The organism is Paenibacillus phyllosphaerae, assembly GCF_014192105.1.
GTDB lineage: Bacteria > Bacillota > Bacilli > Paenibacillales > Paenibacillaceae > Paenibacillus_Z > Paenibacillus_Z phyllosphaerae.
This window is the reverse complement of record NZ_JACHXK010000001.1, coordinates 459,024-476,527: the sequence shown is the minus strand read 5'-3', so window position 1 is coordinate 476,527 and position 17,504 is coordinate 459,024. Positions and strand designations below refer to the sequence as shown.

At 52.4% G+C, this 17,504-nt stretch carries 16 protein-coding genes and 1 pseudogene; 10 read left to right on the top strand and 7 right to left on the bottom strand.

From position 1 onward, the window contains the following. Positions 1–97: 97 nt before the first annotated feature. Positions 98–1,186: an IS200/IS605 family element RNA-guided endonuclease TnpB gene (gene tnpB / locus FHS18_RS01855; RefSeq protein ID WP_183596309.1), complete on the bottom strand. Its 1,089-nt coding sequence runs from the start codon at positions 1,184–1,186 to the stop codon at positions 98–100. Positions 1,187–1,528: 342 nt separating this feature from the next. On the opposite strand from tnpB, the gene FHS18_RS01850 reads away from it, so the two are divergent. The 4 genes from FHS18_RS01850 to FHS18_RS01835 all read left to right on the top strand — a co-directional run bounded on the left by FHS18_RS01850 (position 1,529) and on the right by FHS18_RS01835 (position 5,712). Beyond that, on the top strand, positions 1,529–2,992 hold the full coding sequence (locus FHS18_RS01850) for a circularly permuted type 2 ATP-grasp protein (RefSeq protein ID WP_183596307.1): 1,464 nt from the start codon (positions 1,529–1,531) through the stop codon (positions 2,990–2,992). A gap of 27 nt (positions 2,993–3,019) precedes the next feature. Further along, on the top strand, positions 3,020–4,024 hold the full coding sequence (locus tag FHS18_RS01845) for an alpha-E domain-containing protein (RefSeq protein ID WP_183596305.1): 1,005 nt from the start codon (positions 3,020–3,022) through the stop codon (positions 4,022–4,024). Beyond that, entirely contained in the window at positions 4,021–4,926 is a 906-nt protein-coding gene (locus FHS18_RS01840; RefSeq protein WP_183596303.1) for a transglutaminase family protein, read from the top strand. Before FHS18_RS01845 ends, FHS18_RS01840 begins: the two co-directional genes overlap by 4 nt. A gap of 363 nt (positions 4,927–5,289) precedes the next feature. After that, positions 5,290–5,712 (top strand): Rrf2 family transcriptional regulator, encoded by a 423-nt coding sequence (locus tag FHS18_RS01835; RefSeq protein WP_183596301.1) that lies wholly within the window; start codon positions 5,290–5,292, stop codon positions 5,710–5,712. 93 nt (positions 5,713–5,805) lie between these two features. On the opposite strand, the pseudogene FHS18_RS34175 reads toward FHS18_RS01835, so the two are convergent. Beyond that, positions 5,806–5,898, bottom strand: a pseudogene (locus tag FHS18_RS34175) (SpoVR family protein); the annotation flags it as partial. Between the two features lie 199 nt (positions 5,899–6,097). Here FHS18_RS34175 and FHS18_RS01825 point away from each other — a divergent pair. Continuing rightward, positions 6,098–6,508 (top strand): restriction endonuclease, encoded by a 411-nt coding sequence (locus FHS18_RS01825; RefSeq protein ID WP_246427399.1) that lies wholly within the window; start codon positions 6,098–6,100, stop codon positions 6,506–6,508. A gap of 421 nt (positions 6,509–6,929) precedes the next feature. Here the strand turns inward: FHS18_RS01825 and FHS18_RS01820 are convergent, their stop codons facing one another. After that, entirely contained in the window at positions 6,930–7,232 is a 303-nt protein-coding gene (locus FHS18_RS01820; RefSeq protein ID WP_183596299.1) for a hypothetical protein, read from the bottom strand. A gap of 244 nt (positions 7,233–7,476) precedes the next feature. Between FHS18_RS01820 and FHS18_RS01815 the strand changes: the two genes are divergently transcribed. From FHS18_RS01815 to FHS18_RS01800, 4 genes are all read left to right on the top strand, one after another. After that, positions 7,477–8,280 carry a hypothetical protein gene (locus FHS18_RS01815; protein WP_183596297.1) on the top strand — a complete coding sequence of 268 codons (804 nt, stop codon included), beginning with the start codon at positions 7,477–7,479 and terminating at the stop codon, positions 8,278–8,280. Between the two features lie 9 nt (positions 8,281–8,289). Continuing rightward, on the top strand, positions 8,290–8,523 hold the full coding sequence (locus tag FHS18_RS01810; RefSeq protein ID WP_183596295.1) for a hypothetical protein: 234 nt from the start codon (positions 8,290–8,292) through the stop codon (positions 8,521–8,523). Positions 8,524–8,714: 191 nt separating this feature from the next. Then, the gene (locus FHS18_RS01805; protein WP_183596294.1) at positions 8,715–8,876 is read left to right on the top strand and encodes a hypothetical protein; all 162 of its coding nucleotides are present in this window, start codon (positions 8,715–8,717) and stop codon (positions 8,874–8,876) included. Between the two features lie 37 nt (positions 8,877–8,913). Beyond that, positions 8,914–9,447: a Uma2 family endonuclease gene (locus tag FHS18_RS01800; RefSeq protein WP_183596292.1), complete on the top strand. Its 534-nt coding sequence runs from the start codon at positions 8,914–8,916 to the stop codon at positions 9,445–9,447. Between the two features lie 108 nt (positions 9,448–9,555). On the opposite strand, the gene FHS18_RS01795 is transcribed toward FHS18_RS01800, so the two are convergent. Both FHS18_RS01795 and FHS18_RS01790 read right to left on the bottom strand, forming a co-directional pair. Beyond that, positions 9,556–11,007 carry a SpoVR family protein gene (locus FHS18_RS01795; RefSeq protein ID WP_183596290.1) on the bottom strand — a complete coding sequence of 484 codons (1,452 nt, stop codon included), beginning with the start codon at positions 11,005–11,007 and terminating at the stop codon, positions 9,556–9,558. Positions 11,008–11,170: 163 nt separating this feature from the next. Beyond that, on the bottom strand, positions 11,171–11,950 hold the full coding sequence (locus FHS18_RS01790) for a C40 family peptidase (RefSeq protein ID WP_246427398.1): 780 nt from the start codon (positions 11,948–11,950) through the stop codon (positions 11,171–11,173). A 237-nt stretch (positions 11,951–12,187) separates the two neighbouring features. Here FHS18_RS01790 and FHS18_RS01785 point away from each other — a divergent pair, with 237 nt between their 5' ends. After that, positions 12,188–12,952, top strand: coding sequence for an alpha/beta fold hydrolase (locus FHS18_RS01785; RefSeq protein WP_183596288.1), 765 nt, complete (start codon positions 12,188–12,190; stop codon positions 12,950–12,952). A 592-nt stretch (positions 12,953–13,544) separates the two neighbouring features. Here FHS18_RS01785 and FHS18_RS01780 read toward each other — a convergent pair. Together FHS18_RS01780 and FHS18_RS01775 are read right to left on the bottom strand one after the other, a co-directional pair. Beyond that, positions 13,545–16,724 carry an MMPL family transporter gene (locus FHS18_RS01780; RefSeq protein WP_183596286.1) on the bottom strand — a complete coding sequence of 1,060 codons (3,180 nt, stop codon included), beginning with the start codon at positions 16,722–16,724 and terminating at the stop codon, positions 13,545–13,547. 24 nt (positions 16,725–16,748) lie between these two features. Next, on the bottom strand, positions 16,749–17,198 hold the full coding sequence (locus FHS18_RS01775; protein ID WP_183596284.1) for a MarR family winged helix-turn-helix transcriptional regulator: 450 nt from the start codon (positions 17,196–17,198) through the stop codon (positions 16,749–16,751). Positions 17,199–17,504 lie beyond the last annotated feature (306 nt).

The window sequence follows — 17,504 nt, the reverse complement described above, 5'->3', positions numbered from 1 at the left end:
GGGATTCTTGGATTGTCAAACCCATCGGTTTGAAGTTGTCCTGCTTATGCAGTACCCCAAGAGAAGTTGTGGTTCCCACAACTGGTTGAGCGAGCGACTATATAGCGACTCGCTTAATATTTTGAGCGGCATTGTCGTCCCGATCATGACACGTCCTGCATGATGGGCAACTCCACTGCCGTATCGATAGCTGTTTGACTTCTGGATTCACAAAGCCGCACACATGACAGGTCTGGCTTGTAGGTGCGAAGGTATCCGCAAACTTCAAGGTGCGTCCATACCATTTCGCCTTGTACGTAAGCTGACGTTCAAACTCACCCCAGGACGCATCTGCGATCGATTTGGCAAGCTTGGTGTTTTTGAGCATGTTCGCCACATCTAAGCTTTCTATGCTGATCGTTTGGTTTTCGCGAATCAGCTTGGTTGTTAACTGTTGCAAGAAGTTCTCGCGGATGTTGGCGATCTTCTCGTAGATGCGAGCGACGTTCACCTTGGCTTTATGCCAATTCGAGCCGCCCTTGGTACGGCGGCTCATGCGGCGTTGCCAAAAGGCTAACTTCTTTTCATAGCGGAGGAATGCCCTCGGGCTTGCCACACGCAGTCCGTCTGAGCAGACGGCAAATTCCTTCAGGCCCAAGTCAATACCGATATGCTTATTGGCGGCAGGAAGCGGCTCTTGCTCAACTTCACAAAGGATGGAGACGAAATACTTGCCTGATGCACTAAGCCGGATCGTGGCTGAGATAATGCGACCTTCGCATGCCCTAGAATTAGCAAAGCGCATCCAGCCCAACTTAGGAAGTTTGACCTCATGGCCACGGATGGCGATATTGCCGTTCGTATGTTTAGCCGTGTAGCTCTGAACCGGATTACGGCGGCTTTTGAAACGCGGAGCACGGTTTTTCTTCTTGAAGAACCGATCAAAGCTGTTTGCAAGATGACGGGCGGCAGATTGAAGTGCTGTACTGTCCACATCTTCCAGCCATGGCAGGGCGGTTTTTAATGCAGGCAGTTGTGTGGCACATTTGTTGTACGACAACCCTTTGCCTGTTTCCGCATAAGTTGTATTCCACTTGTCCAGGAAGTGGTTGTAGACAAAGCGGCAACAGCCCAACGTTTTTTGAATGAGTACTTGTTGTTCATCGTTAGGGTAGATGCGATACTTGTAAGCCTTTTTTATCAACATGCCTAAAACCTCCTTTCCAAGGATGGATAGGTATATTGTAGCACATATGTTCTCATTTTGAGCAAAAAAAAGAAAAGAACTCGATTCATCCCCCGCGTAGCAAATGCTTGAAGTGGGGCATTCTCACTAGAGCAGGATAAATAGTTAAAATGCCGCATAAAGTTTAGAAAGCGGGGAAAAAGGCAAGACCTTATTACTGGAGGTCTTGCCTTTCGTGTTATATTAGTTGACATGTAAATCGTATTTCATGTATGATTTAGGTAATATCACCCGGAAACATTCGGATTTACTATCATTTATTTGACATTATACTAACATATGAGGGCTTTGGAGGCGGTTTGCATGTCAATTGCCGTACAATCACAGTTTCATTCTTATGACGCGGACTCGTTCTATGATGAGATGTTCGAGCGGGATTTGAAGGTGAGGGCGCATTACGAGGGCGTCTACCGGACGTTCTCCCGCATGAAGCCGCCAGAGCTTGCCGCCCGGCAGCAGGCCTTGCAGCAGCGCATGCTCGAGGAGGGCATAACGTTCACGCTCTACACGCCGGAACAAGCCGAGCCTCTGGAGCGGACGATCCCGTTCGATTACATTCCGCGCATTATTCCGAAGCAGGAATGGCAGTTGATCGAGCAAGGCATGAAGCAGCGGGTTCGCGCGCTGAACGCCTTCGTCCACGATATTTATCACGGACAGCAAATTGTGAAGGAAGGGATTATCCCGCGGCGCATGATCGTCGGCAACCGTTACTTCCGTCCGGAGATGGCGGGCTTGGAGGTGCCGGGCGGCGCTTATATGACGGCTTCGGGGATTGATCTGATCCGTAACGAGACGGGCGAGTACTTCGTGCTTGAAGATAATTTAAGGACCCCCTCCGGTTTCTCCTATTTATATCGCGGCCGCAGCATGATGAGCGAGCATTTTCATGACCTTTATCTCTCGAGCGCCGTCGCCGATATTGACCAAAGCCTGAATATCTTCCTCCGCTCCCTTCGCAGCCTTGCCCCTTCCGGCAAACGCGATCCGCTCATTGCGCTGCTCACTCCAGGTGCCTATAACTCTGCGTATTACGAGCATACCTTTCTGGCCCAGCAGATGGGCATTCATTTGGTGGAAGGCCGGGATTTGGTCTATAAGGATCACAAAATTTATTTGCGCGACCTGCGCGGCCTTCGCCAGGTAGATGTCATCTATCGCCGGCTGGACGACGATTATTTGGACCCGCTTGCGTTCGCGCCGGATTCGATGCTGGGCGTGCCCGGACTGATGAATGCGTACCGTGCCGGGAATATTGCCATTGCCAATGCGCCGGGTACGGGGGTTGCGGACGATAAAGCGGTATACGCCTATGTGCCGGATATGATCAAGTTTTATTTGAATGAGTCGCCTGTGCTGAACAATGTACCGACGTATATCCTGGATCGCAAGGAAGACCGGGAATATGTGCTGGATAACCTGAAGGATCTGGTCGTGAAGGAAACTTCGCTCTCCGGGGGCTATGGGATGTTGATCGGCCCGACGGCAACGGCAAAGGAAATCGAGATGTTCGAGCGGGCGATCCGTCAGGATCCCGGCAGGTATATTGCCCAGACGACGATGCAGTTGTCCCGGGCGCCTGTTATGGTCGGAGGCGAGATGACGCCAAGGCATATCGATCTGCGCGCCTTCGTGCTGATGGGGGCGGAGGAAGAGACGCACGTTATCCCAAGCGGATTGACGCGCGTAGCGCTTAAGGAAGGCTCTCTTGTCGTCAACTCCTCGCAGGGTGGCGGCGTGAAAGATACATGGGTACTGAATCGTTAGACGAATACAAGAGCGGAGGAATGAACGATGATTAGCCGAAATGCGGAGGCGCTGTTCTGGATCGGTCGTTATATGGAGCGGGCGGAGAATCATGCCCGGCTTATCGATGTCCATTATCATCTGCAGGCGGAGGAGCCGCTTGTCGCGCTCCAGCAAGGCGGGGATGAAGAGGCCAAGGATCCGCTCTGCAAATGGGGGCGAATTGTCGACGCGCTCGGCAGCCGCGGCGCCTACGAGCAGCAGTATGGCGCGTATACGGAGCAAGATGTGGTCTATTACGTTACGCTTGACCGCGAGAATCCCAATTCGCTCGTCTCCTGCGTGAACTATGCCAGAGGCAATGTGAGAACGCTGCGCGAGAAGCTGCCGGCCGAAGTATGGGATACGGCGAATGGCTTCTATCTGTGGCTGCGCGAGAAGCAGCCGGCGGATATGATGCGGGAATCGCCGCATCAGTTCTTCAGCCGCGTGAAAGAATGGACGGCGCTGTTCCAAGGGACGGTGCAGTCGGTTATGCCGCGCGAGAACGAATGGTATTTCATCGAGTGCGGCCGTTACATGGAGCGGACCGAGAATACGCTGCGCATTCTGCGCTCAGCAGGCCTGATCGCGCCGCAAGGGGCAGGCGTCTCCGACGGGTATGACCCGGTCTATCCGTATCTGCAGGCGGTGCTGCGCTCGGTCAGCGCGTATCAGCCGTTCCGCCGCTATTATGCGGATGGGTTCTCCCTCGAGTCGATCGTGGAGTTCCTCGTCCTGAACACGGCCTTCCCGCGTTCGGTGCATTTCTCGCTCCATCAGCTGGATGACCACTTGCAAGGTATCGAGCTGATGGAAAAATCGATGCGCGTGGCCCATGACCGCGTGCTTCGCCAGATTGCGAAGATCAAGGCGGATCTGGCTTGCCTCGAGCGCGAGGATCTGTCGCCGCAAGGCGAATCGCCGGTCGTCGCCCATTTGCTTCAAGCGGTGCAGCAGCTTGGGGCGTCGTTCGCTCAGACCTTTTTTCGCATCGGAGAGGCAAGCGCATGAAGCTGCAAATTACCCATACTACCCAATACGCTTACGCATCGCCGGTAACGGACAGTGTCAATGAGCTGCGATTGACTCCCTTTACCAACGAGCATCAGTCCTGCTACCAGCACGGCATATCGGTCGAACCGAATGCCCCGCTGTTCAGCTACGAGGACTTTTTCGGCAACCGCGTCCATGCCTTCTCGGTCAACGAGCCGCACCATAAGCTGACGATTCGCACGCAGATGACGATCGTGACGAACGCAGCCATGACATGGCCCAAGGATGGAGAAGAACGGATGCCGGCCGAGGAATCATGGCGCTGGCTTTCGAGCGCGGAGACGCAGAACGAGTTCGCGGAGTTTCTGCTGCCGACCGCCTATACGGGCATTAATGATGAAGTAGACGCGTTTGCGTCTACGGCTGCCGGGGATAGAGTACCGCAGGAGGCGGCCTCGGACCCGCTGTTGCCGGATGTTTACGATTGGCTGATCGGCATCTCGAAGCGGATCAAGCACGATTTTGTCTATGACCCGCAGGCGACGGACGTGCATACGGTCGTCAGCGATATGATCGTGAGCAAGCGCGGCGTATGCCAGGATTTTGCCCATCTGATGATCGCTGCCTGCCGTTCCAAGGGCGTGCCTGCCCGATACGTCAGCGGATATCACTTCGTTGGCGACCTTCAGGGCGGCAGCGCCGATTTCGAGCAGGCGTCCCATGCTTGGGTGGAAGCCTATGTGCCCGGCCTCGGCTGGTGCGGCTTCGATCCGACGAACGATGAGTTGATCGGCGAGCGGTACGTCAAGCTCGGCCACGGTAGAGACTACAAAGATATCGTCCCTGTTAAGGGCGTCTATCGCGGAACGAGCGAAGCCAGACTGGACGTAAAGGTGGATGTGCGGAAGGTTAATTGGTAAGAGATTCGTGTTATTGCAAGAGAGAGATAAACGCAATCATCACATTCGTAAACGTAGAGCAGGGATCGGGGATTGACGAGGCGTCAGACCGAGTACGGGCAAGTTAGCGGCGTCTAACGGCTGAAGGGCTGCAATAGGGGCAATGGCAGTTTACGGGTTCAAGCTGCTGCAGCAAGGGGACGGGCTGTTTCCTTCTTCGGAAGGGAAGCCCGTCTTTTCTCATTCACGGGAGAAGGGGCATGAGCAGTTGCCCGGCTATTGACTTGTAGCGGCGCGCTCACTATAATAGGGGCAACTTTAGGAAGAATCTCGGAACGGATAGCCGAATTCAGTTTATCGGCAACAGAAAGAAGGAGTTCACCCATGTCCATTAGCAGCCGCTTCTCCGTCGCTGTTCATATTCTGACGCTGCTGGATTACACCAAGGATCAACGGATCAGTTCGGAATTCATCGCAGGCAGCGTCAATACCAATCCGGTCGTCATCCGTCGGATTATGGGGCAGCTGAGCAAAGCGGGCCTCATCGCGACAAGTCCTGGCGTAGCCGGCGCCTCGCTCACCCGCGAAGCGAATGCGATCACGCTGCTCGACGTGTATCTGGCCGTGCAGCAGGAGCAGCGCGACGAGCTGTTCGCCATCCACGACAAGCCTAACCCGCTCTGCCAAGTCGGCCGCGGCATCCAAGGCGCGCTCGAGACCTCCTTCGCCAAGGCGCAATACGCGATGGAGCAGGAGCTTGCCCGCACCACGATCGCGGAGCTGGCCGCACAGATGGACCAGACATAGCAATCGCCTCCCCCTTCAACCGAAGGAGCAGGCGATTTTTTTGTGTAAGTATAGTTTTGCGTGAGTCCCGGTTAGATGAATTTGAAGCCCGTTATCTTTTTTAAAGAAGTCGCAATGGGCGAGAACGTGTGCGACAATCAGTTTGTTTTGGATCAGGGTATTACTATCGTGCAGGAAGGTATAGCAGCTGCGACAGCTAACTGATTGAAATTTTGGTAAGGATGGATATAAAAGGAGAGATGTAAGGTGACTATGCTGCTCAGTGTATTGATAGTTGCTATTTGTTACTTGCTGTTTCTGTATTACAACCAGAAAAGTTTGTTAGAGAACTACCGCAGAACTGCGCTTGATGTGATCTCCTTTGTATAACCGTTTCAAGCGGGACTTGGAGCAGAAGAAAGACGAAGATCCGCTATTGTTTGAACATTTTGTTGCTGATATCATGACAACCGTTCGAGGCGGAAGCAGCTACGTTACAAAGAGCACAGGGGATTTTGGCATCGATATTGAAGAACGGACAGAAAAAGGGCTATATCTTGGACAAGTGAAGTGCTTCAACGATACGAATCTGGTTGGGTATGCTCCGATCGCGATTATCCACTCCCAGATGGTTAAGCAAGGCGCTGTGGGCGGCTATGTGGTGACGACAAGCGATTTTACGTCTGGTGCTCGTAGCTATGCGCAGGGGTTAAATATCGAATTGATTAATGGAAGGCAGTTGGTGGAGTTATGGCTTAGGCATTTGGATACCAAGCGTGAATGGATTGCTGAACAGAAGTTAATACCACAGGTGTAGGAAGGGGCTGTGAATTTGGCGGAATACTTGGCGTGAAAGTTATATGAATAAAGTAGAAATGGAATGCCAAGAAAATGAGCTATTGAGCTGCATTATTCTTGGCACTTTTTATTCTTCATCAGGATCAATTCCCCAGAAAATATGATGAGACGATCCTGAATTTGCGAAATAGCAAGCATCAACGTAGACCTCGTGTAAAGAATGATCAACCCTATAAATAATGACTACGTTACCGATAAGGGTCCATGAATAGCCATTAAACGAAAATCCAGGGAAGTCCGAGATTCCGTATGCTTTATGATCCGGTTGAGAGGATAAGATGGCTTTTATACGCCGGAAAACGTTCATTGGATCAATTTGGTAAGGCTGCATCTTTGCAAGGGCAACGCGAGCATAACTCGTCCATAGAACTTTATATCGTTTATTTTCCATGATTCATTTCGTTGAGGAACCGGGCAAATTCATCTTCGTCATCACTGTAGGTTGAAATTCCGTTATGTCGGTCATTCTCAGCTTGGGTAAGTTGATGAATGACGTTTTGATCGCGAAAGATTTCCGAGGTGAGTTTCTTTTTTTGTGTATCCGTCAGTTCTACCGACTGTTCCAAACGAGTTAACTGAACATGATACCCAAAATGGTCCTCAATTAAATGAACAAGATCTTCAAGTTCTACGACAGATTTATCTTTGAAGCTTTGCTCTAATGCTTTTTTTGATAAAGACATGTTGGTCACCGTCCTTTAGATAACATTTTACCACATGTGCTTATTTTCTAATACGTTGTCTAAAAGATGATTGAAAATTGAAAATATCCTTTGATGACGGGGAACATATGTTCTACAATAGCATTGGATTATGATATTCAGAGGGTGAAAGAATGGACAAGAGATATACGGCTTTTATTAGCTATAGTTGGGACGGACCTTCCCATGAGCAGTGGATCAGAGACCTTGTCAATGATCTGAGATTGTGGTGCTCACCAAAGCATATGCCCAGAAAGCGGATGGCTTCCAAGGTGGAGTTGGTTTTGAAACGATGCTGTCGTTACCTGCTTTAAGAACAGAACCCGATAAATTTATTTTCCTCATGCGTGAAGGAGACTACACGAACGTCTTTCCATATCATTTTCGCGATTATTATGCCATCAACTTTAGTCAGGATTCAGAATACAAAGCAAAATTAGATGAATTAATTCGCCGTATTTACAAGAAAGGTAAATTTGAAAAAGCACCATTGGGAAATATTCCTGATTTTGGTGTAATGGATCAAATGAGTACACAAGTACGGTCAGTAGAAGTTCCTACTTCCAAAAGTGTATTTCACGATCTAGATTTACCTGGTGTGAGAAAAGTAAGCGATCTGGATAAAAAGAAATTCATCAACAAGAGCTTTATTGAAATTTGCAGTTTATTTGAACAACTATTTGATCAATTGAGTAGAAAGCATTCTGGTTTTGAATTTAGCAGCGAGCAGATTAATAATCAGAAAAAACTATTCCTTCTGTATTTGCACGGCAATCAAGTATCAGGAGTGAAAATCTGGATTGGTGGGTTAAGCTACGATTCTAATTCCATTTGCTTGAGCTACGGTAATCATATAAATGTGAGGTTAGACAGTTCAATGAACGAGATGATCAGTGTAGATGTTAATCAGCAAAACCAAATGATACTTAAAATTACACTTAGCTTTTTTACTAAACATGAATCAGTTACTCCAGAAGATGTTGTGCGAGCAATTTGGACATCTTCTTTAGCACATTCATTTAAATTCTAGTGCACCGGAATGGACAACATTATTAACGAAGGATTTCTGGCGAAAGTGAACAAGGAAAATACAGGCTTTATTTTTTTATCACTGGATCCAAAAGGGCTAACGAAAGGTAATTTTATTATAGATGATAAACCAAATAATCGAGTTTCAATGAGACGATTAAGTATAAAGGACATAATAAGTATAGATTGCACCCTTTCCAATTACGGAGCAGATTTTTATGGATATCAATTAGGCGGTGCATAGCATTGCTAATTGCTTTGGTAAAACCATACCGAATGCGCCAAAGGTTCAATTCAAATGGCAAAATTACTTGCCGGCATATTCCAACGCTTTCGACGAATTAGGGGATGGCATGTGCTTTCCTAATTCTTGAGGCATAATTCGGGGGCATTAGCAGTCATAAATGATTACGAACGTCTAAGGAGATTACGATCGTGAATGAGGATGATCTGACCCTATTGGAACGAGCTGTTTATGTACTTGATTCAGATTCAGACATCATGCAATCGATCGAACAATCCGATGAAGATATCAAACAAGGTAAGGTCTATACGACAGATGAAGTGATTGAGCAAATAAGAGAAGGCAAGCTGTAGAAGGAATCAACGGATAATCTGAAGGAGCTAGATCCAAGTGTCGAATCCGGATGAGAAAGCCATACACACCTATCAAGATTGGTTAGCCTGGGACGGAACGTGGGAATTAATTAACAGCAAGGCTTATAGCATGTCGCCGGCTCCAAACGCGCTGCACCAGTTTGTCGTTGGAGAACTGCATTTCGCCTTGCGAACCTACTTTCAAAATCAAGGCTGTTTTGTATTCGTTGCACCATTCGACGTATTCTTCAGCGAGAGGGATCAGTATGATACGCTTGATCATGTCATACAGCCGGATCTGTCTGTCGTCTGTTCCAAGAAACAGATATCCAAAAACGGGTGTCACGGTGCTCCAACGATGATTATCGAAGTACTGTTACCATCTACCGCACTAAAGGATTTCAATGAGAAATTCAATCTGTATCAGAAATATGGCGTGTGGGAGTATTGGATTGTCGACCCTGGAAACCGGACGGTTCATGTGTTGTATACGGAACAGGACAACGTACAATCGATTGTGTTCCAAGATTTCCAGGTACCCACGAGTAAACTGTTCAGCTTGGAATCGTAATTCATAGAACAATGACGGATAAAATATAGAACGTAAAAATCGCCTCCCCCTTCAATCGAAGGAGCAGGCGATTTTTTTGTGTAAGTATTGGTTTGTGCTAGTGCCGGCTTAGATGAACTTGCGGCTCGTTTTTTTGCCATCGCAGCTGAAGACGATCTTCTTGTCTTCGACGACGGTTTCGAGGTGGACGCTCTTGCCCCACAGTTGGACGACGTAAGGGAGCGTGCGCTCGACGTAACGCAGATCGAGCTCCACGCCCTCATATTGGTGCGTGAGGTACATCTCGCCGACCCGGTTATGATCGCCGTCGGTGACGACGAGGCTCGGGAAACCGCCGTTGACGCGGGAGTAGACGAGTTGCTCGCGGATGTTCTCCCAGCCTTTGTCGGTAATTTTCCACTCTTGGCCCTTCTTCTCGAAGACGTACAGGTCGAGATCCTTCACCAAGTCCTTCGTCAAGTAGTTGCGGAGGAAGGAGATATCGGAATCGAGCTCGCGCACTTCGAAAATTTTGTCGCGGCCGCCGCCCGGCTTACGGCCGAGCCTTTCCTGCTCTTCGCGAGTCGGTTTATCCCAGCGGCGCTCGATGTCTTCGAATATTTTCAACCCCAGATAGTACGGATTCAAACTGTGGCGAGACGGCTGCACGACGGAGGAGTTGAGCTGCGCGAATTCGATCGTCTCGTCGCTCGTCAGGTCGAGCTCGCGAAGGATGCGCTGATGCCAGTACGAAGCCCAGCCTTCATTCATGATCTTCGTCTCGATCTGCGGCCAGAAGTAGAGCATCTCGTCACGCAGCATCGACATAATGTCACGCTGCCAGTCCTCCAGAATGCCCGAGTATTCCTCGATGAACCAGACGAGATCCTTCTCCGGCTTTGGCGGAAAACGCTTCGGTTCCCCGGCAGAGGCTTTTTGCTCCTGCTCCGCAGCTTCTTTCGCCGCTGTATCCAAATCCCAAATATCCTCATAGCCATACGTGGCCGGCGGACTGTCGGAATGGCCCTGCTCCTTGGTGAGCAGCTCAATATAGCGGGTTTTATCCAGTTGATACGGCTTGATCAACGTCGGATCGACATGTTCCTGAATGGCGAGGACGGCATCGATGAAACTCTCGACGCGCTCGGTCCCGTACTGCATCTCGTACCGGCTGACGCGTTCGGCCGTCGCGGACATGCTCTCGACCATATTGCGGTTGGTCGCGCTGAAGCGGGCGTTATTCTTGAAGAAGTCGCAGTGGGCGAGGACGTGCGCGACGATCAGTTTGTTCTGAATGAGCGAGTTGCCGTCGAGCAGGAAGGCATAGCACGGATTGGAGTTGATGACCAACTCGTAAATTTTGCTAAGGCCAAGGTCATACTGCATCTTCATTTTATTGAAGGTTTTTCCGAAGCTCCAATGCGAGAAGCGGGTCGGCATGCCATATGCGCCGAAAGTGTAAATAATGTCAGATGGGCATATTTCATACCGCATCGGGTAAAAATCCAGATTGAAGCCTTTGGCGATTTCCGTTATCTCATCAATCGCTCGTTCAAGCGCCTTGATCTCATCCTGGTGCACGGCGCACTTCCCCCTTTGGCAGGCGATTAGCCCCTTAATCGTTCATATCTATACTTATGGGAGAAGAGCGGCTGATATGTCGATAGAGCCAAAAGCCCGCGCGAGGCGGACAAACCATAACGGCTTGTTCCCTTCGCGCGGGCTGCTGCAAGAAGAAAGGGTTTTAGTAGACGCGGCGGGCGCCGGCGTAACGCGGACCCCAATACGTGTTGTCGAGCTTCTGAATGTAGATGCCTTTGGAGCTGAGCGCCGAGATGAACTCGCCGTTGCCCAGATAGAAGCCGACATGGTCGATCGCGCCGGTGGAGCCGATCTTGAAGAACACAAGGTCGCCCGGACGGAGCATCGATTTCTCAATCGAAGTACCTTGGGTATAGAGCACGCTCGAGGAGACACGTTTCTGGGCGACGCCGAACTTGTTGAACATGAAGTAGACAAAGCCCGAGCAGTCAAAGCCCGCAGGCGTGTAACCGCCCCACAGGTAAGGCGTGTTGAGGTAATTCAGCGAGTCGGCTAACAGCGCTTTTTTGACAATGGCATGCGCAATCGCTTCACTCGTCATCGGTCCGACAACGCCATCCGGATAGAGGCCGTAGTCCTTCTGGAAGGCGATAACGGCATCGCGTGTAATCGTGCCAAAGTAATTCGTAATCGTCGGATAGGTAAAGTAGCCAAGTGCTTTCAAATCCGTCTGGAGCTTCATCACCGCATCGCCGGTCGAGCCGACTTTATAATAAGTGACTGTCGAAGTTGTGGTCGCAGTCGTCGTAGTAGATGCGCTGGTCGTGCCGGTTGCCGTCGAGGTCGTATCGGTAGTCGTAGCTGTCGTCGTGCTCGTCGTTGTAGTCGCCGCAGAGGCAGACTCAGCAAAAGATTCATGCACCGTTCCGGCTGCAGTCAGAATCATCGTAGCGCTAAGAATGGCTGCTGTCTTCTTGATCATGAGAGAATTCCTCCTTGGTTGGTGTCTTGCTGTCTGTACATAGCATAACAACCAATCTAGCAAGGATCATCTATCAATAGATGGTAACTAGGGAGCCGAGCAGGTGTAATAGGCTATAGGAATAGATTTGCAGCTATAGCGGAAATGGATGGCAAGGTACGTACAAGGGTAGACTAAGGCGTAACTGAAGCATGGGATTCGTGCATCAACCAGAACGGAGAAGGCGGTGGAGAAACAATGACTGGCCGTACCTCCACGAATCGAACAAGGCTACGGATTGTGTTGGTCTTGGCTGCGATCGCCCTAATCGCCGTAGCCGCTTATCAAATCGTTGTTTTCAAGCCAAGTTCTGTTGCTCGTAAGGCTTTGCAAAGCGATGGCGTCGTGCACGTGACCGATGCGCCGCGGTGGTGGCAGCTGGAACCGGCTCAAGCAGTCAAGCGAACGCCGTCGGTCATTTTCTATCCCGGGTTTCTAGCCGATACGGCCAGCTATGCGCCGTGGGCCAGAGAGCTGGCGGAAGCGGGACATGCCGTGTATTTGGTCAAAATGCCGCTCCATCTGTCGCCGCTCGGCTTCAATCGCGCATCGGCCATCATGAAGGCGCATCCAGACGAAACGTTCGTCATCGGCGGCCATTCCTTAGGCGGCGCGACCGCTGCAAGATTCGCGGCCAACCATGGCGAGCAGCTCGCGGGCGTCTTCCTGATGGCCTCCTTCGTAGGCGAGCGCACCGGCCAGATGGTGCAGGAGCTACCCGTCTTGCAAATCGCCGCCAGCAAAGACGGCATCGTACCGCTCAGCCGCTCCAAGGAAGAGCATGAGGAGCTGCCCAATCGAACGGAATATGTCACGATCCGCGGCGGCAACCACCAACATTTCGCGTCCTTCGCCGAACGGTGGCAAGATTATCCTTCTACCATTACGGAACAAGAGCAGCTGCATCAGGTAGCGACGATAATAAGAGAGTGGCTAGGGCGGATTGAAACCGATAATCGTTAGGGAACTGTATTCACTTCACAGTCGAATGTTCTTCCGATCGCTGTTGTTCGAGGACTCTTTGATTGAATGGTTATAAGGTAGGAGAAGTTCACTCATAGAAACAAACAAACCGATGCGCCACAGGTAATCAGCCTGTGGCGCATTTGTGTTCAGCGCCCAAAGGGCGCCACTAATCCTTTAAGTAAAGCGTGTCCACTGAAGTGGACGTCAAGCGAGGGTCAGCTCTATTGAGCGCTACACGCACCAAAGCAACAGGTCTGCTCCCAAGGCACAACGTAACGAACGAAGCTCGAACCCAGAGCTTTGTCCAAGCGGAATCGGCATGGTATCCGTCATGCCGATTCCGCAGGACAAAAGCGGGCCACGCACGTGAGGACACATCGAAGACGGCCGCGTCCCGAGTCGCGCCCCTTACGGGTGTCCAGAGGGCGGTTGCCCTCGGGGTCCCCTCCAATGGAGGGGGAAGGGGCGAGGTAAACAAAGGGTTCTTCAGGGCGAAGCCCTAAACTAAAAAAATCCCTGCCCATGGAGGTGGCGACCTCTCAAAGGCAGGGAATATTGTTTTACATAGAAGGGTCAAAGGGCAGCGCCCTTACTCTTTCGAGTGGATGGAAACCGGCGCCCCGCCAAAGCTAACGTCATCGTTAGCTTGGCGCGACATGAACGGCCACCAGTTCGCTTCGCCGAACATCCGGACCATGACCGGAATGAACAATGGCAGCATCACCATCGCATAGAGGAACAAGCCGCATAGCACGATCGTGCCGATCTGCAAGAGCGACATGACCCCGGACGGGAGCATGGCCGCGAAGGTACCGCCGAGAATGAGCGCGGCCGACATGATGACGGTGCCCATATTTTCCATTGAGCGGAGAATCGCTTCTCTTGGCGACAGGTGGCGGTACTCTTTGAACCGGTCCATCAAGAAGATGCTGTAGTCGATGCCGAGCGCCATCAGCATGACGAAGCCGAAGAACGGCACCGCCCAGCTAATGCCGGACAATCCGAGAATGCGGACGAAGATGACCTCGGTAATCGCCATCGAGGTGTAGAACGTCAGCAGCAAGGAGAGCAACAGGTAGAGCGGCATGACGATCGAACGGAACATGATGATAAGAATGAGGCCGATGCCGATCAGCATGAGAATCATCGTGCGCGAGTAGTCCTCTGCCGAGATGTTGCGCAAGTCGTTGTTGATGCTGGATACGCCGCCGACAGCGTACTCGGCTTGTTGGAAGTCCGTATTCTTGAGCGCGCGCGCAACGGCGGTCTCCAGCTCGTCGACCTTCACCAAAGTATCAACGGCGTACGGATTGCCATCGAAGACGACATCGAAGGTCACGGTCTTGCGGTCCGGAGAAAGATAAGCATCCAAAGCCTGCTGGAAGTCTTCGCCGTCGATCGCTTCCTGCGGGATATACCACCCGGTCAGCTGCTTATCCGGCGCGCTCGCCAATCCGTTCAAGTAGTCGCCAGCGGTAGCAAGGCCGGTCGACACTTGGTTCAGGCCGTCGACGCTCTGATCGAGTCCGTCGGTCAGTTGGCCGAGTTGGCCGCTAAGCTCGGCAAAGCCGGTCTTCAGCTCTTGCTGGCCCGCGGTGAGCTGATCGAATCCGCCCGTCAGGGCCGGCAGCTTCGAGACGATCTGGCCCTGGCCGTTCGCGGCTTGGGCGATGCCGTTCTTCAGCTGTTCAAGCCCAGCCGAGAGCTTCGCCAGTCCTTGCGTGAGCGCGGCCTGACCGTCAGCCGCTTGCTGGAAGCCGGCATTCGCTTGCTTCATGCCGCTTGCGGCGTCGGCAAGCTGGCTGTTCAGCTGCGCCAATCCGCCGCCGATCTGCTCCGAGCCGGATTGAAGCTCGCGGGCGGAAGTTTGCGTCCGGACGAAGTCCGGATCAGCCGCTAGCTCGGGATATTTGGTCGCCAGGCTGCTCAGGCTTTGATCCAATCCGGTCAAGCCTTGCGTGATCGCGGTTTGCTGCTTCGAAAGGCTGCTGTAGCCTGCCGACAGCTGGTCAAGTCCAGTGCCGAGCTGGGTGTAGCTGGCCACGAGCTTCTCGCTGGCGGCATGCAGCTGATCCGCGCTCGCTTTGGCTTGCTTAAGCCCCGCGCTGAGTTCGGCCGCGCCGCTTTCGCCGCTTTCGAGCCCTTGCTGCAATTGCTTCAGGCCTGCGCCGAGCTGCGTGACGCCGTTCTTCAATTCATTCGTGCCGTCGATCAATTCGCCAACGCCGCTAACGGCTTGCTCCAGTTTCGGCGCGTTGGCCGACAAGGAGCTGCTTGCTTCCGCGAGGCCGCTGCCGATCTGATCGAGGCCATCCTCGCTTTGCACAAGGCCGTCGCCCAGCTGGGTGACTTGATCGGTCACCTGCAGATCTGCCAGCGCCTCGCCGGTTGGGCGGGTTGCGCTTCGGACCGACTTCACGCCGTCGACCTTCGCCAGCTCGCGGCTGATTTGCTCAATAGCGGCCAGACCTTCCGAATTGTCCATCGGCTGCTCGGACTTCATCACGACCGTGGATGGCAGGGAGTCGCCAGGTCCGAAACTGGCCGAGATGACGTTGAAGCCTTTGACGGAATCGTATTTGTCGCCGATCTCGTCGAGCGAGTTGAACGAAATCGAGCCCTTATAGGCCGCAAGGAAAGGAATGACGAGCACGGCCAGAATGACGATGGCCCATGCCGGGCGCTTCAAGGAGAAGCGGCCGACCGCGCCCCACAAGCGGCTTGGCTTGTGTTCGAGCGATCCTTTGGCCGGCCAGAAGATGGCCTTGCCGAGTACCGACATGAAGAACGGCACGATCGTAATAAGGGCGATCAGCATCACCGCGACGCCGACTGCGACTGCTACCGCAGAGCGATAGAGCACGAAGGTCGACAATCCGATCGAAGCAAAGCCGACCAGGACGGCGAGCCCGGAGTAAATGACCGTTTTGCCGGCTGTACGGTAAGTGGCCACGATGGCCTCGGTGCGATCCTTCGTATGCATCAGCTCTTCCTTATAGCGGCTGATGAGCAGAATGCAGTAGTCGGTGCCGATCCCGAATAGGACGGCGACCATGAAGATCTGCGTAAAGCTCGACAATGGGAAATCCCAATACTTGACGAGGAAGGAGACAACGGACTGGGACACCAGATAGCTGAATCCGACGGTCAAGAGCGGGATGAACGGCGCAACGACGGAGCGGAAGACGAGCAGTAGGATGCCGACGATGAAGACGACGGTGATCATCTCGGTCTTCTTCAGCCCTTCTTCGGAACTCTTGTTCACGTCTTCGGAGATCAGCCAGTTGCCGGTGAAATAATGCTCCACCTTCACGTCCTCGACCGCCGCATAGATGGCCTCGCCGGCTTCCTCCGGCGTTCGTTCGCCCAGGGCAACCGTGGTCAGTACGAGAACGGTCGTGCCGTCCGCCGAGACCATCTGGTCCTTGAGCTCCGCGTTATCGATATGGGACGTCACGCTCGTAATGCCAGAGGCCGAGCCGGCTTGCTTCAGCTCCTCGACCGCATGCTTAATCTCGGCCTGGTCGGCCTCGGTTAATCCTTGCTCATTATGAAAAACGAGGACGGTCGCTTCCCCGCTGTCCTCCTCGCCGGCGCTCATCGACGCTTGCAGGTCGGACGCAAAGGACGACGAGTAGCCGTCCGGAACGTTAATCTGCCCTTTCTCGCGGACCAATTCGGCCATATTAGGCGCAGTCAGCGCGAGTCCTACGGCAGCGGCAACCCACAGCGCCATGATGACCCAGCGCAGTTTAATGATTGTTCTCATCGCAGTTGATTTCTCCCCTAACCTCTATACTTCGTTCTCCGTGCTCAGCACACGGGCCAGCTTCTCGAACGTGGTCATGAACGCTTCCGCTTCAGCGGCGTCGAATTGGTTCAGATACCCTCGGAGCACGTTCTGAATGGAATCTTCCATCTTGGCCGTCGTCGTCAGGCCTGCGGGCGTCAGTTTCAAATACGTCACGCGGCGGTCCTTCTCATCCGGCACGCGCTCAATCAGATGCTTGTCGAACAGCCGGGTAATAATGGCGGTGATGGAACTTTTGCCGACGCAGAACATATCCGCAAGCGCCGAAGACGTACAGGGGCCATGATCGCGTATGTAGCGCAGCGTCGCATACTGGTCGGTCGTCAGTCCATCCGGCAGCTGGTCTTTCAGAATCGCGTTAATTCTCCGATTCACGGTAAAGAAGATGTCTTGGTAGCGTGAAATAAGGCTCTTCAGCTGCTCTTCCTTCATGGGAATCCTCCTTCCTGCGTCAAATAGGTTTCATAATCGTAATGTTCGACGATGAAATGGTTCGATAATAGAACTATATGTGATGAACGAGCTCGGCGTCAATCTATTCGTGGCTGGTAAATTTGACAAACTTGTGATCGGGGAGCGGCAGTTTTTCGTTCCACGATAACGGGGAGGTCTCGGGTATGCAGAAAAGGCGGGATGAGAAACGGACGTTAAGCTGGAAGCGCCTGTTCCAGTCGATGGGGTTCAGAATTGCGCTTATTATGGTCGCGGCCATAATAAGCGCTCGTCGCGGTTAACGGG

Excerpts from the sequence above, each read along its gene's own strand:
- tnpB (WP_183596309.1), bottom strand. The coding sequence starts at position 1,186 with ATGTTGATAAAAAAGGCTTACAAGTATCGCATCTACCCTAACGATGAA.
- FHS18_RS01850 (WP_183596307.1), top strand. The coding sequence starts at position 1,529 with ATGTCAATTGCCGTACAATCACAGTTTCATTCTTATGACGCGGACTCG.
- FHS18_RS01845 (WP_183596305.1), top strand. The coding sequence starts at position 3,020 with ATGATTAGCCGAAATGCGGAGGCGCTGTTCTGGATCGGTCGTTATATG.
- FHS18_RS01840 (WP_183596303.1), top strand. The coding sequence starts at position 4,021 with ATGAAGCTGCAAATTACCCATACTACCCAATACGCTTACGCATCGCCG.
- FHS18_RS01835 (WP_183596301.1), top strand. The coding sequence starts at position 5,290 with ATGTCCATTAGCAGCCGCTTCTCCGTCGCTGTTCATATTCTGACGCTG.
- FHS18_RS01820 (WP_183596299.1), bottom strand. The coding sequence starts at position 7,232 with ATGTCTTTATCAAAAAAAGCATTAGAGCAAAGCTTCAAAGATAAATCT.
- FHS18_RS01810 (WP_183596295.1), top strand. The coding sequence starts at position 8,290 with ATGGACAACATTATTAACGAAGGATTTCTGGCGAAAGTGAACAAGGAA.
- FHS18_RS01790 (WP_246427398.1), bottom strand. The coding sequence starts at position 11,950 with ATGATCAAGAAGACAGCAGCCATTCTTAGCGCTACGATGATTCTGACT.
- FHS18_RS01785 (WP_183596288.1), top strand. The coding sequence starts at position 12,188 with ATGACTGGCCGTACCTCCACGAATCGAACAAGGCTACGGATTGTGTTG.
- FHS18_RS01780 (WP_183596286.1), bottom strand. The coding sequence starts at position 16,724 with ATGAGAACAATCATTAAACTGCGCTGGGTCATCATGGCGCTGTGGGTT.
- FHS18_RS01775 (WP_183596284.1), bottom strand. The coding sequence starts at position 17,198 with ATGAAGGAAGAGCAGCTGAAGAGCCTTATTTCACGCTACCAAGACATC.